Source organism: Devosia sp. XK-2 (assembly GCF_037113415.1).
Taxonomy (GTDB): domain Bacteria; phylum Pseudomonadota; class Alphaproteobacteria; order Rhizobiales; family Devosiaceae; genus Devosia.
Genome location: NZ_CP146608.1, coordinates 2,008,946 through 2,023,014, shown reverse-complemented (window position 1 = coordinate 2,023,014; position 14,069 = coordinate 2,008,946). Strand labels below are relative to the sequence as shown.

General features: G+C 59.3%; 15 protein-coding genes. 10 read left to right on the top strand and 5 right to left on the bottom strand.

The window, feature by feature from the left end; translation table 11 throughout:
• Window positions 1-22 precede the first annotated feature (22 nt).
• The 3 genes from V8Z65_RS09810 (at window position 23) to V8Z65_RS09800 (ending at window position 3,830) form a co-directional block, all read left to right on the top strand.
• Window positions 23-1,102, top strand: a complete 1,080-nt coding sequence (locus V8Z65_RS09810) for a polysaccharide pyruvyl transferase family protein (RefSeq protein WP_338719507.1) — start codon at window positions 23-25, stop codon at window positions 1,100-1,102.
• A 61-nt stretch (window positions 1,103-1,163) separates the two neighbouring features.
• Window positions 1,164-2,423 carry a hypothetical protein gene (locus tag V8Z65_RS09805; protein WP_338719506.1) on the top strand — a complete coding sequence of 420 codons (1,260 nt, stop codon included), beginning with the start codon at window positions 1,164-1,166 and terminating at the stop codon, window positions 2,421-2,423.
• A gap of 129 nt (window positions 2,424-2,552) precedes the next feature.
• The gene (locus V8Z65_RS09800; RefSeq protein ID WP_338719503.1) at window positions 2,553-3,830 is read left to right on the top strand and encodes a hypothetical protein; all 1,278 of its coding nucleotides are present in this window, start codon (window positions 2,553-2,555) and stop codon (window positions 3,828-3,830) included.
• A 28-nt stretch (window positions 3,831-3,858) separates the two neighbouring features.
• On the opposite strand, the gene V8Z65_RS09795 is transcribed toward V8Z65_RS09800, so the two are convergent.
• From V8Z65_RS09795 to V8Z65_RS09785, 3 genes are all read right to left on the bottom strand, one after another.
• A complete protein-coding gene (locus V8Z65_RS09795; protein WP_338719501.1) occupies window positions 3,859-4,629 on the bottom strand; it encodes a hypothetical protein in 771 nt (256 codons plus the stop codon).
• Entirely contained in the window at window positions 4,629-4,889 is a 261-nt protein-coding gene (locus V8Z65_RS09790; RefSeq protein ID WP_338719499.1) for a hypothetical protein, read from the bottom strand. Before V8Z65_RS09790 ends, V8Z65_RS09795 begins: the two co-directional genes overlap by 1 nt.
• 64 nt (window positions 4,890-4,953) lie before the next feature.
• The gene (locus V8Z65_RS09785; protein WP_338719497.1) at window positions 4,954-5,790 is read right to left on the bottom strand and encodes a hypothetical protein; all 837 of its coding nucleotides are present in this window, start codon (window positions 5,788-5,790) and stop codon (window positions 4,954-4,956) included.
• 153 nt (window positions 5,791-5,943) lie between these two features.
• Between V8Z65_RS09785 and V8Z65_RS09780 the strand changes: the two genes are divergently transcribed.
• Window positions 5,944-6,309, top strand: coding sequence for a hypothetical protein (locus tag V8Z65_RS09780; protein ID WP_338719495.1), 366 nt, complete (start codon window positions 5,944-5,946; stop codon window positions 6,307-6,309).
• A 68-nt stretch (window positions 6,310-6,377) separates the two neighbouring features.
• Here V8Z65_RS09780 and V8Z65_RS09775 read toward each other — a convergent pair whose 3' ends face one another.
• Window positions 6,378-7,352 (bottom strand): hypothetical protein, encoded by a 975-nt coding sequence (locus V8Z65_RS09775; RefSeq protein WP_338719493.1) that lies wholly within the window; start codon window positions 7,350-7,352, stop codon window positions 6,378-6,380.
• 189 nt (window positions 7,353-7,541) lie between these two features.
• Here V8Z65_RS09775 and V8Z65_RS09770 point away from each other — a divergent pair, with 189 nt between their 5' ends.
• From V8Z65_RS09770 to V8Z65_RS09760, 3 genes are all read left to right on the top strand, one after another.
• Window positions 7,542-8,147 (top strand): nitroreductase, encoded by a 606-nt coding sequence (locus V8Z65_RS09770; RefSeq protein WP_338719491.1) that lies wholly within the window; start codon window positions 7,542-7,544, stop codon window positions 8,145-8,147.
• Between the two features lie 62 nt (window positions 8,148-8,209).
• Window positions 8,210-9,016, top strand: coding sequence for a transglycosylase SLT domain-containing protein (locus V8Z65_RS09765; protein ID WP_338719489.1), 807 nt, complete (start codon window positions 8,210-8,212; stop codon window positions 9,014-9,016).
• A gap of 356 nt (window positions 9,017-9,372) precedes the next feature.
• Window positions 9,373-10,578, top strand: a complete 1,206-nt coding sequence (locus V8Z65_RS09760; RefSeq protein ID WP_338719487.1) for a DUF2336 domain-containing protein — start codon at window positions 9,373-9,375, stop codon at window positions 10,576-10,578.
• A 14-nt stretch (window positions 10,579-10,592) separates the two neighbouring features.
• Here the strand turns inward: V8Z65_RS09760 and V8Z65_RS09755 are convergent, their stop codons facing one another.
• Complete coding sequence (locus tag V8Z65_RS09755) at window positions 10,593-11,354, bottom strand: NAD kinase (protein ID WP_338719485.1); 762 nt, start codon at window positions 11,352-11,354, stop codon at window positions 10,593-10,595.
• Window positions 11,355-11,646: 292 nt separating this feature from the next.
• Here V8Z65_RS09755 and V8Z65_RS09750 point away from each other — a divergent pair, with 292 nt between their 5' ends.
• From V8Z65_RS09750 to V8Z65_RS09740, 3 genes are all read left to right on the top strand, one after another.
• The gene (locus V8Z65_RS09750) at window positions 11,647-12,210 is read left to right on the top strand and encodes a transglutaminase-like cysteine peptidase (RefSeq protein ID WP_338719483.1); all 564 of its coding nucleotides are present in this window, start codon (window positions 11,647-11,649) and stop codon (window positions 12,208-12,210) included.
• Between the two features lie 346 nt (window positions 12,211-12,556).
• Window positions 12,557-12,904 carry a hypothetical protein gene (locus V8Z65_RS09745; RefSeq protein ID WP_338719481.1) on the top strand — a complete coding sequence of 116 codons (348 nt, stop codon included), beginning with the start codon at window positions 12,557-12,559 and terminating at the stop codon, window positions 12,902-12,904.
• A 378-nt stretch (window positions 12,905-13,282) separates the two neighbouring features.
• The gene (locus V8Z65_RS09740) at window positions 13,283-14,053 is read left to right on the top strand and encodes an exopolysaccharide biosynthesis polyprenyl glycosylphosphotransferase (RefSeq protein WP_338719479.1); all 771 of its coding nucleotides are present in this window, start codon (window positions 13,283-13,285) and stop codon (window positions 14,051-14,053) included.
• Window positions 14,054-14,069 lie beyond the last annotated feature (16 nt).

The following is a 14,069-nucleotide window of genomic DNA, read 5'->3' as shown; positions in this document are numbered from 1 at the left end:
GCAGCCATATCAGAGGGAATCCATGCAAACGTCTTCCGCCCCGCGCGTCGCGCTCGTCTCCGGTTTCTGGGGGCAGAATATCGGCAATGCCTTTTTCAATGTCGGTGGACACTGGATCCTGCGCCAGATTTTCGGCGAGGATAATGTCGCCTTCATCCAGGACCAGCCCGGCTACCGCACCTTCCACAAACAGGAAACCGGCAATCCGCACAACGATGTCGAGCTGCTGCGCTTCCTCGATGTCGACTATATCGTCATGCAGGGCCCCCTCATGACGGTGTCGTTCGAAAAGCTCTGGCGTCCGACGCTGGAGGCGCTGACGGCTCGTGGCACCAGGATCATTCTGCTCGGCGCGGCCTTTTTCAAATATACCGAAGCCGAATTCACCGCCGTCAAGAAATTCCTGGCCGAGTTCAAGCCGGTGGTCATCAGCACGCGTGACAGCCGCTCCTATGAAGTGCTCAAGGGCTGGGAGACCGGTATCCCGCTTTATGACGGCATGGACAGCGCCTTTTTCGTGCCCAAGGCCTATAAGCCCTTCGATTTCGCCGTCGACCGCTATCTGGCACTCAATTTCGACCGTTTCCCCGAGCCCGATATCAAGCTCTCGGCCACCCGCGATGAGACGGCGACCCACGCCTTTGAACATCGCGGCAAGTGGTGGAACCTGCATGTGCCCAAATTGCAGGACTATTTCTCGCATAAGGGCAAGGCCGTGGCCTATTTCGGGCACCTGCTCGACCGGCGCAAATTGCCCACCGAGGTCGATGGCCTCATGGTCCTGCGCCCCGAGCACCGGGTCAATCCGCATATGACCCGCAAGATTTACCAGCATCCCAATGCCGTTGCCTCTGACGAGCCCTGGACCTATTTCAACATTTACGCCAATTCCGAATTCGTCCTGGCCGACCGCGTCCACGCCTGCGTCGCCGCGCTCGCCTATGGCCGCGAGGCCATGCTCTTCACCCCATCGCCCCGCCAGGCCCTCTTCGCCCGCGTCGGCGCCACCGACATCCGCAGCCGTCCGGTCAAGCTGGATATGGATTGGCTGGAAGAAGAGCGGGTGAAGGAGGTGGAGTGGTTGAAGGGGAGGCTGGAATAGTCTTGCGAGCGGACGAAGTTGTCCGCTCGCCTAATGTCTTGGACGTGAACGGGACAGCACAATGGACCTGAGCGGACGACTGCGCCGGCTCTATAAGCTCGGGCTGGTTGCGGGCTCGCGGGGCGGGGCTGCCTTGGCGGAACTTGCCTTTACCATTCTGGTGGCACGGCAACTGGACCTGATGGAGGCCGGCCACTTCTTCGTGGCGCTGACCGTCGTCCTTCTCGCGGCCCAAGCGAGCCGTGCCGGCATCGACTTTGCGGTTACCCGCATTCTGGCGCAGCACCTGGCGCGGTCCGAGCCGCATCGCTGTGCCCCCGATGCCGCTCTCGCCCTGGTCGCGGCGACCATCGTATCCAGCCTAGTTTGTGCGCTGCTCTATCTCGCCGTGGTGTCCGGGCTGGGCCAGGCCCTGCTTGGCGGTGCAGGAGACGTGTTACTCCTGCTCTTGTGGGCATCGGTGCCTGTGGCCATCACCTATGTCACGGCCGAGGCGCTTAAGGGGCTTGATCGCCAGATCCTCTCGCAGGTGGCGACGGGAACCGTGACATATCTCGTGGCTGCCGTACTTGTGTGGATCGCTCAACCAGCCGACGCGGTGGCTTTGGCGGGGCTTTTTGGTATGGCTTCGCTTGGCGGCATGCTGGTGGGACTGGTCCTCCTGGCGCTGGCGCTGCGTCCCTTGGGGCGGCCGCATTGGGGTGAAGTGGCGCTTGAGCAATTATGGTCGTTGCTCCGGCAAGGCCTGGTATTATCGCCGTATAGGCCGCTCACGCTTGCGGCGAATTGGATGCCGATTCTGCTGCTCAACACCCTCTCAGGGGCCGCTGCTGCGGGCGTCTATGCCGTGGCAAACAGATTGGCCGTTGCCATCAGTCTTATAGGAATCGCCGTCGAGGCCATCTATGCCCCGCGATTCGCCCGCGCTGCGGTGACACCCGGTCCGGCTATGCCTTTGGCGCGAGAGGCCTGCCTGTTCGCCGGTGCCGCTACCTTGCCATTTGGCGCCGCTTTGGCGCTGCTCTCTGGGTGGCTGCTTGGCATCCTCAACCCTGACTATGCAGCGCAGGCGGGGCTGGTACTTGTCCTGCTGTGCCTTGCCTATAGCGTCAATGCGTTCCTTGCACCGCTCGGCACCTTTGGCGCGATGATGGGCCGCGCTCGCCTCCTGAACCTGACCGCGCTAGCCGCTTTGGCGATAGCCGCGGTCGGCGGCTATGCTCTAATTCCGGTCTGGGGCGCCGAAGGCTGTGCCCTTGTACTGTTAGTGGTCTTTGCTGTTCGGGGCGCCATGCTTTATCGTTTTCAGCGTGGTTCGTGATTTGTAATGCCACCCGCACGCATGGCGCGGTGGGTTTCGGCCACCATGTTGGCTATACCCGGAGGCCTAGCTTGACTCGAATTGGCTACACGCGCGTTTTTTGCGGTGAGCTAGACCTTGGGGGCGGCATTGTCTGCAGCGAATAAATTGCAAACCGATGCGACCGGCCCTGCTGTCTTGGTGCTTGCTGCCTTGGCAGTCTGGGACATAAACGATGCTTCCGGTCCATATTCGGTGCCAGATGCTACGCTGTTCCTGACGATCGTCTCCGTCATTTTGGGCATTGCGCTATTAAAAGGAAACGAAACTTGGGGTTCTGTTCCGAAGGTTCCGCTTTTTTTGAGTTGTGCCTGCTTGTTGTTTGGGGTCATCATGACCCCATTTCGGCTTGACTTCTATCAACAATACGTCCTGGCCGATGCGGGGACAATGGCACTTTTCGTGCTCTGTCTGTTGGTTTCTTCAAAATACTATGAAAAACTATTCAATATTCGAACGGTATATTGGTTTGCAATTGTCTACAGTCTAATTGCTGTTTTTGCGTATATTTCTGCGGTCGTTAATCTTCGTCCATCTTATTGGTGGCACGGAAGATGGGATCCTCCGTATTTCATGTTGTTTGGCGCTCTGAGCTTGCTACTTAGATATAAGCGCGACACTGGGTTTACGACATTTCTCTACATAGCATTAATTGTGGTAATGAGCGGTTTTGCGCTGTATTCTGGAAATAGAACGCAGTTCGCTCTCGGGGCATTGTTTATGGTGCTGGCTTGGATCAGCGATATAAGAGTTATGTTTTTGGTATTCGTTGGCGTTTTAATATCTCTTCTATTATACGCCCTTGGTTTTTTTGAATTTGATATTATAAGTTCTGTTTTCGAGGATACGCGCTTCGGGCTACTTGATGGCGGTGCCGATGAGTCGCTGCTTGGTAGGTTTAGGGAGGCTAGCGATATATGGTATCACTTCACCACGTTGAATAGTCCAGCGCAGTCGTTCTTCGGAAGAGGATTCGGTGCAACTTGGCAGCAAGTTTCAAGTTTTGCTCGTGAGAACGTCATCGACGGTGGTCGAACCGTGCATTATCTGCATATTGGGTTCGTCAACTTGGGATTTAGATATGGAATTTTTGGTGCTGTATTGTTTTTGTACTGGGCATGGATAGTTGTAGCAAATGCCAAAGTTATGTTTTCGGCGAAATATGCTCTAGAGCATAGATTTTGGTATCTTGGTGGTTTAGGGTTTTCGGTAAATTTCTTCTTTCAAAATTCTTTATACGACCCTCCGGCTGTGATGGCCATGGCGGCATTGCTTGTGATGAATCATAGAATGAGAATTTCGTCTCGAGAAAAGCCCGCAGAATTGTCTCCGACTCACAGTTCGCACCAGTCTATTTCTCCTGCCTGAGAGTACCTGACTTCGTGGTGAGCCATGTTTACGGCGCAGCAAGATAGGCTTCGGTCAGTGCGTGAAGCTCGACAGAGGTAATCAGGTGGCGTCCGAAGTGTGCCATCGCCAGTTGCCTTGCGCTCTGAGTTCCGCCATTGGCACCCAAAATCCAAAAATTGCCGGAGGAAATGGAGGATGACGGGTTGGCGGCCGTTGTCCTTGCAACGCCGTCCTTATCGATCCGGTAGCCCGCGCTGTTCTCGCGGGATAGCAGGGTGTGGCCGATTGCGGTGGTGACGACTGGGGCCACCGAGGGGGCGGCATTGTCGTTCATTCGGCCGGAGATGGCGCCGCCGCTATTGCGGGCGAAGATGCGAGCATTGAGATTGCCGATATCGTTTTTGTCCTCGGACGCGTCGGTGAGGCACCAGACGCCCAGATGGGCGTCGTTGAGTGAGAATTTGCCGCCGGCCGTGGCCGGGTTGAAGCCGGTGTCGAGATAGGCATTGATGCCATTGCCGGTATAGCCGCGATCGACCTCGAAGCTCGGATTGTTGACCGCAGTCAGGTTATAGGCGTCGGCCACCCAATTGAGCCTTGCGGCCTGGGCGTCATGGGCGGCCAGCATGTAAAAGGCGTCGAGGCGGGACCAGACACCGGCCTGTTTGAGGCCGGCGATCAGGGTATTGATGAGGCCTTTGCGCCTTGTGTCGGGCTGGACGCTCATGCGGGCAAAAAGCGCCAGGGCTTCGGGCTCGAAGGCCGGGCGGCCACCCAGCGCCAGGCCCATGCCCAGGGTAGGGGCGGAACGCAGCATCAGCTCAGCCCCACCAGGTTGGTGGCCGTGCTGGCGGTGAGAACGCGGAGCGCCCGGATGGGCAGGACTGTGCCCGCGGAAACCGCCGCGAAGGTGACATCGGCCCCGCTCAGCAGGCGCACCGCGAGATTGCCCGCGCCGCCCACATAAATGGCCCGGGTGACCTCGGAGAGGTCGGCCGCATCGCTCGGGGTGATGGCGAAGCCATGCGTGGCTGGGCCTTCCATGCTGGCGGCATGGGCTTGAAATCGATCTACCATTTTTATCCCCTTTCATGGTCCGGCAAGGCTAGCACCGGCCATGGGGGCGGGGATAAGCGGGATATCAGTCCCGGGTGACCGTCAGGTCGTTCACATGGTAGGAATTTTCGTTCATGGAGAGGGTCCAGGAGGCGCTGTAGGCGGTTGCCGGTTCGAGACCATCGACCACGATATAGAGCCAGCTCTGATCATCCCGCCCCCGCAAGGGGTAGACGCGCACCGGCCCACCCTCGGCAGGCGTGGTGAAATCCAAGCCATAGCGGCCATCGGCGGCCGGTTCATAGTCGAGCGGGCCAAGCAGCCAAGTCTTGGTGCCGGGGTCGTAAACGCCCGTGCGCCGCGGATCCACGGTCGCGGTCACCGCCGGCGGCGCGCCTGAAAGCTGCAGGCCGCTCCAGGTCCATACGGCCCGATCGGCCTCGAGATCGATGGGGCCGAAGGCAATGGCGGCGCCGGAATTGTCATCAATACCGGCAGGTTCGGCTGTCTCGCTCTCCGATTCGGGAGCAGGGGCAGTGGCGGGCTGTGCCACCGCGGTGGATGGGGTCTGGGCATAGAGCGCCCCGGCAATGGCGGCGACGCCTTCGGGCACCAGCGGACCGCGCAGGCAGGTATCGGCGATGCCGGCCTGGGCGCAAAAGGCGTTCAATTCGCGGATAGTATCGATGGTGAACAAGCCATTGGGTGGGCTGGACCGGAAGCCGCGCTCGCGCAATTCGGCCTGGAGGATGTTGATGAACGTGTTCGGATCGTCGGCAAAAATCCCGGACAATATTGCGGCCCGTTCCTCGGGCAGGCTTGCCGCGGCCAGGATGGCTTGCGCGTTTTCGGCCGATGACTGCGCCAATGCCGGCATTGCCGCGCCCAAAAGACTGACTAGAGTGAAAAATCCGATGCGCATGCTTGCCCTCCTTGACGTCTGCGCTCAAGGTCAAGGCAAGCGGCGTCATAGTCAACGGCGCACCGGCCTTGAAATGGGCAGGCGATTGCCGGTTGCCTCGGGGCGCCGCACGGTGGATGTTTGTCCACTACGAGTCGAGGTGGCCTCATGGTGTTGGGTATACGATTTCGCACGCGGTCGCCGCAGCGAGACCAGGAAGGAGACCGCGCGCGCATCCAGAGCGTGCGCGAGGCTCTGCTGGCCGCCAAGGCCTCCGCGGAGGGCGAGCGGCATGGACTGCGGCGTCGTATAGCAGAATGGCAGGACAGGGCTGTCGCCATTATGGACACGTCCGGAGATTATGGCGCGCGGGACGCGGAAGAAGAAAACGAGATAGCAGAAGCCACCAAGGCAGCCGCGAAGGGCGAGGAGCGGCTTGAAGAGATTTCGCGTAATATCGCGGTATTCGATGAGATGCTGGCCAGGCTGGATGAGGCGGAGCGCGCCGCGCCCGGGAATGTCGCCGGCCAAGGTCGTTAGCGGCCGCCGCATGAATGCCTCTCGGAGCATTGGCATCTCGACAGGCTAGCGAGGCTTATGCCTGGGCTTCAATAAATGCTGGTCAATAGTTCGATTTCGCGTGGAGAGCCCGGCTGTACCTGCACTTCGCGGTTATAGACCTGGTCTCCGAGCTTTGCGAGCACAAGATATTCGCCTTCAGACAGGACCGTTGACGGAAAGGCGCCGCGTTCGGAAAACACGGTCGCACCATCGGCGGTTTTGACCGTCCATTCGACATCGGCAATGGCTTCGCCGGCCTCTTCGGACACAAGCTTGAAGGAAATTTCGGCCGCGTGATGATAGAGCGTAGCGTCCGTCAATTGGCCCGGCTCGACCCGCAGATCTGCTCGTACGACCGCGTTGACAGCGCCAAAGCGCGAGACGATGTGATAGGTCCCCGCATTGAGCGTCACGATTTCATTGGGCGGCAGATTGTCGACGACAAGCGCGCGGCTGGCGTCGTCGCCCGCGGTAAAAATGTCGAATTGCAGCAGGGTCGGCGAGATCGGAATGTCCCCTGTCACTGCCGAGTTGAGCCGCAACGCGCCAGCTTCCAGCACGATGCCGAAATTATTGGCGCCAGGCACAACTGTTATGGGCTCGCTGACCTGCGCCTGCCCATAGGCAACATGAACGACGTAATCGCCCGGAGGTAAATCGAGCTGGGCGCTGCCGGCGTCGGCCTTGGCGACAAGCGCCATCTCACCGTCCTCGCCCGGTGCGCCTTCAAATACGCGCCATACGAGCCCCTCGGGGATAGGTGCGCCCTGATCGGTTATACGTGCGGTCAGCACCACCGGCTGGGGCACGCTGGAGACGGCGGCGATGGCGTCAGCGGCGGTGCCGTCTGCCGGTGTGACAGCAGCGGGCTGAGCCGGCTGCGCATCCCGATCCGGCCTCGGTCGTGGGAGAGGCGGGATCTCTATAGTTTCCTGCTGGGCCAGCGCCGTTTGTATGCCCGGCATGGATCCGAGGACTGCAATAAGTCCGATCAGGATTGCCAATAGTCGTGCCGAACGCATGTGGTCTCCAGCTTACGGCGCCGGTCGAAGAACCGACTCGAAGCCATGCCTAGGCCCCGATTGGGGAAAAGCTGTGTCACAATCGGTGCCGATTTTAAACCGCCGCGGTCGCAATCAAACGTTTTTTGCATAGACGCAGCGCTTTTTGCGCCGCTATGGCTAGGCGCCTGCATTTAAGGGAGATTTCCAATGGCCGCCAACCCCGTTCTGCGCGAATACCTGTTGGCACGCCGTTCGGTCGGGCTGGCTTTTTTGCGAGATCCCGGGCCTGACGAATCCGAGCTCGAGGACATTCTGACCATTGCGACAAGGGTCCCCGATCATGGCAAGCTTGCGCCGTGGCGGTTGATCATTTTTGCCGGTGAGGACAGGACGCGTGTCGGGCGGGGGCTGGCCGATATTGCGCTTGCGAACAATCCTGGCCTTGACGCGGAAAGCCTTGAAATCGAGCGCAACCGCCTTCTGCCCGCGCCGCTGACCATCGGGGTAATATCGTCGCCGCAGCCGCATCCGAAGGTGCCCGAATTTGAGCAACTGCTTTCGGCCGGCAATGTTGCGTTCAATCTGGTCCATGCCGCTTATGCCCTGGGCTATGCGGCGAGTTGGGTAACCCGGTGGTTCGCGTTCGACGAGAAGGCGGCAAAATTCCTGGGCGCATTGCCTGGCGAACGCTTTGTGGGTTTTGTCCATATCGGGACGCCGACAATCGTGCCGGAGGACCGGCCGCGCCCGCCGCTCGGATCAGTCGTGAGGCGGTGGAGCGAGGTCGCGCCTCACCATGACGAGAAGGGTTAACAGTGCATTAACGCAGTGTGGTGCTAAGCTGGCCACATTTCTATCGATTCGAAAGCGCTGGTATGGGCGTGCAGTCCGTTTCCATCTCGCAGAGCCTAGCCAGGGTGCTTAATGCGGCCGGCAATCGCAGTGGGGTGGACTTTGGCTATCTACTGCAGACAGCGATGCGGGAGAGCAGCCTTAACCCTGAGGCGCGGGCAAGCACATCTTCGGCCGTTGGACTGTTTCAGTTCCTCGAGGGTACATGGCTGCAGGTGATGAAGGAGCAGGGGCCTCGTTTAGGGTACCAGGACTATGCGGAGGCGATCTCGCGGAGCCCTGATGGCGACTATGTCGTTGCCGATCCGGCTAAACGCTCGGAAATACTCAGCTTGCGCGAAAATCCGGAAATTGCCTCCGATCTGGCCGCCGCCTTTACGCGAGAAAATGGCGAGTATTTGCGGTCTGCCTTTGGTCGTATGCCCAGTGCAGGCGAACTCTATATTGCCCATTTTCTTGGCGCCCAAGGTGCAGAGAAAATGTTCAGGGCGGGCCTGGAAAATCCCGACCAAGTGGCGGCGTCGCTGTTTCCGCGGCAAGCCGCGGCGAACAGGGCCATTTTCTATGATCGCCAGGGCGAGGCGCGGACCATAAGAGAGGTCTATCGAGTGCTTGTGGCCAAGCACGAGGCGTCCGGAAGTTCTCAATTTGCGGTTCAGCAGATGGCTGGTGAGAGTGCTCCGGCGGCGCGCCCAGCCGAGCCGCCACTGCCGTCTCGGTTCTCGACGGAAAACATGTCGTTTACCGGTTTGTTCAAGACCGAGCCGGACGGTGCATTTGAAGCGGAGCAGGCGGGCGCCGCCTTTTTTACGCAGCTCTACAACAAATAGTCGGGCTCAAAGCATTACGATCAAAAGGATTTAGCGGGCATTAAGACTTTGGGCGCTTAGTGGCACAAGTCACAGAAAACGGGACTTTCGGGAGCCAAGAAAATGGCACATGCCGATCACGTTCGGAGCCGGTCCGCGGTGTTGCCGCCACGCGGATGGATCGTAACGGGCCTGGCCGCCCTTTCATGGGGGGTGGTTGTCGTGGCAGGTAGTCTCATCAGTATGGGCTTCAACTTCATCGCCGGCGTCTGATCCTTCTTGTGAACCACATGATCGCGCCGATCGGGCGCGGATTATGGTGAACCGTTCCTTAAATATTGCCGATTAGCTTCGCTCCTAAAGGTGCGGAGTGAGTTATGATCGGCTATGAGGCTTTCGCGGAACTATCGCAGTCGTATGACAGCGACGAACGGGGCCAAGCCGCACATATGGCGGCGCTTGCCTATCTTGACCATGATGGCCCCGCCGACGAGCATGCAGCCCTTTATGCGGCGCTGATTGGGTTTCTGGACGACACGTCGGTCAAGGTTCGCGCGGCTCTGGCCTACGGTTTGCTGCATTCGCCCCGGGCCCCCCGGCCCATAATCCTGTCGTTGCTGCAAGACAGCGCGGTGATATCGAGGGCCGTGCTGCAATATTCGCCGGTTCTCGTGGACGCCGACCTCCTGCCTCTGGCCGCAGGTGGCAATCCAATGGTGCTGACCGCAATTTCCCAACGTGGCGTTGTGAGCGCGAAGCTGGCCTCAGCCCTGCTTGTGCATGGCGATCGTGGCCTGGTGCTGCGTCTGCTGCGGCGGCGAGAGATAGCACTGGCCGATGAGTTGCTGTGCCGGCTGGCGCGGGAATGGGGCGGCGATGCGCAAATGCGTGGCGCCTTGCTGGGGCGAGACGACCTGCCAGGAGCGGCGCGCCTACTGCTTGTCGGGAAGGTCGCTGAGAGCCTTAAGGCGACCAGGATCGTGAAGGGGGCTCTCGGCCAGGACAGGTTGAATAGAGTCGTGCGGAACAGCACGGATTCGGCGCTCGCGGCCATAGGTGACACCGGAGGCGAGGCGGCCAGACTTAATTTTGTGGGGCAATTGGTGGCCCAAGACCTGATCAATACGCGTCTGCTTTTGCATGCGGTGGTGACCGGCCGGGTCATGTTCTTTGCTGCCTGCATCGGGGAATTGGCCGATACCGGCAGCCGGAAGGTCCTTACCCTGCTCGAAAGCGGAAGTCGGGCGGCATTGCTTGCTCTATTTGCCCGTTGCGGTCTCTCCAAAGCGGCCGGTGGCTTGTTGGCGCGAATAGTCATTCAAGCCCGTATGGCGGACCTAGCGGACGACGTGTCGGCGCGGCACTACGTGATCACCGTCTTGACCGAGGAATTGCTCGCCGAGTTCGGAGGCAACATTCCCGATGAATTGCTGGAGTGCTTCAGCTATCTCAATGAGCAGAATATCGCCCTGGCGCGGCAGGCCGCGCGCGGGGTGGTGGCGGCCTTCGCCAAGACCGCCAATGCGAGCTTGAAACTGCCCAGCGCGCCGGACGTGCCGCATTTGCAATTGCCCGCCGCTTAGCGCTCCGGCCGATCCTAGAAACGGAACTGCTCGCTCAAAACCCGTTCTTCCAAACTGGTGCCCGGATCAAAGAGCAGGGTGACGCCATGGGAGCGGTCCTCCCGGACGGTCACTTCGAGTACATTTTGAAATTCGACATTGTCGGCAACGGCGCTGACTGGTCGTTTCTGGGCCTCGTGAGCCACGAATTTGACGACCGCGCGGTTGGACAGGATCGCGCCTCGCCAGCGGCGGGGCCGGAATGGAGATATTGGCGTCAGGGCCAACAATGGCGCTTCAATCGGCAGGATAGGGCCGTGCGCCGACAAATTATAGGCTGTGGAGCCCGCCGGCGTGGACAGAAGCGCGCCGTCGCAGATCAATTCATCCAGCCGCACCTCGCCATCAACCGAGATCTGAAGCTTTGCGGCCTGATAGGTGGAGCGGAAAAGGGAGACCTCGTTGATGGCAAGCGCCGTGCGCCTTTGTCCCGAGGCGTCCAGGACTTCCATCGCGAGCGGGTAGATACGCGTTCGCTGACTTGCCAGAAGGCGCTCGGCCAGCGTGTCCTCGCTAAAAGTGTTCATCAGAAAGCCGACCGAACCGAAATTCATGCCGTAGACCGGCTTATCGCTATCCATGACCTTATGGAGCGTCTGCAACATCAGCCCGTCTCCGCCCAGGGCGACGACGAAGTCCGCCTCCTTGAGGGATACCAGGCCGTAGCGGTCGCGAAGTCGGGCCGCTGCGGCCTCTGCGGCCTGGGTCTCGTTGGTCACGACGCAGATCTTGGTCATGCGGCGGGGTCCTTACGGTCGATAATACTGGGCGGCCTGCCTAGCACGTGCGCCGATCCCCCGCCACCACGGCTTGGTCCAACAGTTCATTGCATGGCATTTGATTCAAGCTCGATGACACTTCTCGTCAAATTGGCCCAGCCAAAGGAAGGGGCCGTTTCGGAGTTGGGCCTAGGACGGACGAGGTGCGGCCGGAACCGCGTCAAATTGAATAAAATTGTATCGATCTTGCTGAGGCAAGCTCAATCTGTCGCGCGCATCTTGAAGCCATCAAACTTCTGGGATGGCGTAAATGAATACCAAGTTTTCTTTCAAGATGGCGGGCTTGGCGCTCGCAATCACCGTCGCCTCGATCGGCGGCGCCGCGGCCTATAGCAAGTACGACGTCGAGAGCTATCGCCCCTCGATGCAGGTGGCCGCGATCACACCCTTGTCGATGCAGTTCTTCTGCGCGAAGAACCGGAATGAATGCCGCGGCGGCGGAAGCGGCCAGGTGACCATGACCCCGGATCTCATGGCCATGCTCAAGCAGGTGAACGTACACGTCAATCGCTCGATCAAGCCCAAGGTCGACAAGGCCGATGTCTGGACGCTCAATCCGTCCGAGGGCGATTGTGAAGACTACGTCCTGAGCAAGCGCAGCATGTTGATGCGCCACGGCGTCTCGGCCGGGTCGCTGCGGATTGCCTATACGCATACCCGCCGCGGCGAACCGCATGCCGTTCTGGTGGTCCGGACGAGCGAGGGCGACTACGTGCTCGATAATCTGACCAATAGCGTCAAGACGGTGCGCGCCTCGGGCTACAACATCCGGTCCATCTCGAATGCCAATCCGATGAACTGGTCCGCGGGCTAGATCGGTCCCGACTGGCACGGAAAACCCCGCCCATTGGGCGGGGTTTTTGCTATCTGGCCGCAGGGTGCCCTGCGGCTCGGCCGTGGCGACCGGTCCCGGACAGGGCATGCGTCACTTGCATAGCTACCTTGCGTAGATCGCTTTTGACATTTTCGGCGTCAAAATTTTGTCCTAAAGTTAGGTAGAAAATGTAGCGATGCTCGCGCCTTGTCGAAAAACTTGGCCATTTTTACCATTAATGTCGGGTGCGTTTGCCAATATGGATAACAAGAGCTAAACGCTTTACTTGACCTTGGCGCCTTGCTGTCGTAGCAGATTGGGCGGCCGCTCTTTAGGAGATAGTGAATTGCGCAAGAATCTCGCCTTTCTAGCTACAGCTGGTGTCATTTCTGCAATGTCCTTCGGCCCTATCCAGGCGATGGCTGCTGCGGTTCCCGGTTTTGAAGATCTTTACAACGCAGTGTTCGTGAGCTGCACGCCTCCGGCGGGTACGCCGGTTGCGTGTGAAGCTGCCATCAACGCGTATTCGGCCGCATTGGTCGCAGCTGGCATTGATCCGGCAGTTGCCCTGCAGTCGTTCACCGAATTGCGGGCGGAGATTGCTGCCGCTGGTGGTGGCGCGGCAATCGATGCGCTGTTCGAAGAATTGCTGCCGGACTCCGGCGCGATTGGAAATCAGGCAAGTCCTGTCTAACTCGAATAAACCGACAGAACGGCATGAACATTTGGGGCGCGGAATTTATCCGCGCCTTTATTTTTTTGCGCACGGCGTTTTCTCTTCCAATACTGCAAGGAAGCAATGCGTAGAACTCATAGCGCCGCGCGGGCGTGGAACGTAGTTTCCTGATAATGGCTGTTTTGCCCCATTGTCTGCGTATTTTCGTCGAAGTTTAGGACATAATGCTAAGTGGCGCGCTCGGCGAAGCGATGGGCGCCCGCGGATTAACTAGTTTTGCAGAGATGGTTTTGATTAGTTGTTGGACGGTCGCAACTTTCTGTTAAGTATATGCGGTAGCGGCAGGAAACGTTATTCACCACCTTGTTTTGAGGGATTGGCGATATGGATGGTCTGGTGCAGTCGAAGTCTGGTGCCGAGTATGTCGAGCTGGATGCGCGCCCAGAGGCGCATTTTGACGTATCAGTTCCAGCGTTCGCCCGTGGCAATGCAAGGGTCACCTGGCATTCCGGCCTAGCCGTCAATTGGGCTCTTTCCAAGAGCGAGGGACGGCCGGCGCGGCGCGCCAGCCTCTTCGTCAAACGTGTCATCGACATTGTGGGGGCGTCGGTAGGCCTGGCCTTGCTCGCGCCGCTGATGATTATCGTTGCCCTGGCCGTCAAGCTGAGCAGCCCCGGCCCGATTTTGTTCCGGCAGTCGCGGGAAGGTCTGGATGGCCGTCCGTTTGAAGCGCTCAAGTTCAGATCGATGCGGGTCGACGATTGCGATGTGTCGGGCATTGCCCAGACGCGCGAAAATGATCCGCGGGTGACACCAGTCGGTCGCTTTATCCGCAAGACCAGCATCGATGAATTGCCGCAATTGTTCAATGTTCTGTTCGGTGACATGTCGCTGGTCGGGCCTCGTCCGCATGTTGCCGGCATGATGGCTGGCGGGCGGCCTTACCGCGATCTCGTTCCCTATTACGGTCAGCGGCTTGCGATGCGGCCGGGCATTACGGGGTGGGCCCAGGCCAATGGTCTGCGCGGTTCCACGCGTGATATGGGCAAAGCGCGCGAACGCATCGATCATGACATTGCCTATATCCAGAACTTTTCCATCTGGCTCGACATGAAGATCATCGCGATGACAATCGCCCGCGAGTTCTTCACCGGCAATGGCGAGTGAGCATCCCTGCTTGGGG

Coding starts and splice junctions, on each gene's coding strand:
- V8Z65_RS09810 (WP_338719507.1), top strand. CDS start 23: ATGCAAACGTCTTCCGCCCCGCGCGTCGCGCTCGTCTCCGGTTTCTGG.
- V8Z65_RS09770 (WP_338719491.1), top strand. CDS start 7,542: ATGGCCGCCAACCCCGTTCTGCGCGAATACCTGTTGGCACGCCGTTCG.
- V8Z65_RS09765 (WP_338719489.1), top strand. CDS start 8,210: ATGGGCGTGCAGTCCGTTTCCATCTCGCAGAGCCTAGCCAGGGTGCTT.
- V8Z65_RS09805 (WP_338719506.1), top strand. CDS start 1,164: ATGGACCTGAGCGGACGACTGCGCCGGCTCTATAAGCTCGGGCTGGTT.
- V8Z65_RS09785 (WP_338719497.1), bottom strand. CDS start 5,790: ATGCGCATCGGATTTTTCACTCTAGTCAGTCTTTTGGGCGCGGCAATG.
- V8Z65_RS09790 (WP_338719499.1), bottom strand. CDS start 4,889: ATGGTAGATCGATTTCAAGCCCATGCCGCCAGCATGGAAGGCCCAGCC.
- V8Z65_RS09795 (WP_338719501.1), bottom strand. CDS start 4,629: ATGCTGCGTTCCGCCCCTACCCTGGGCATGGGCCTGGCGCTGGGTGGC.
- V8Z65_RS09750 (WP_338719483.1), top strand. CDS start 11,647: ATGAATACCAAGTTTTCTTTCAAGATGGCGGGCTTGGCGCTCGCAATC.
- V8Z65_RS09760 (WP_338719487.1), top strand. CDS start 9,373: ATGATCGGCTATGAGGCTTTCGCGGAACTATCGCAGTCGTATGACAGC.
- V8Z65_RS09755 (WP_338719485.1), bottom strand. CDS start 11,354: ATGACCAAGATCTGCGTCGTGACCAACGAGACCCAGGCCGCAGAGGCC.
- V8Z65_RS09775 (WP_338719493.1), bottom strand. CDS start 7,352: ATGCGTTCGGCACGACTATTGGCAATCCTGATCGGACTTATTGCAGTC.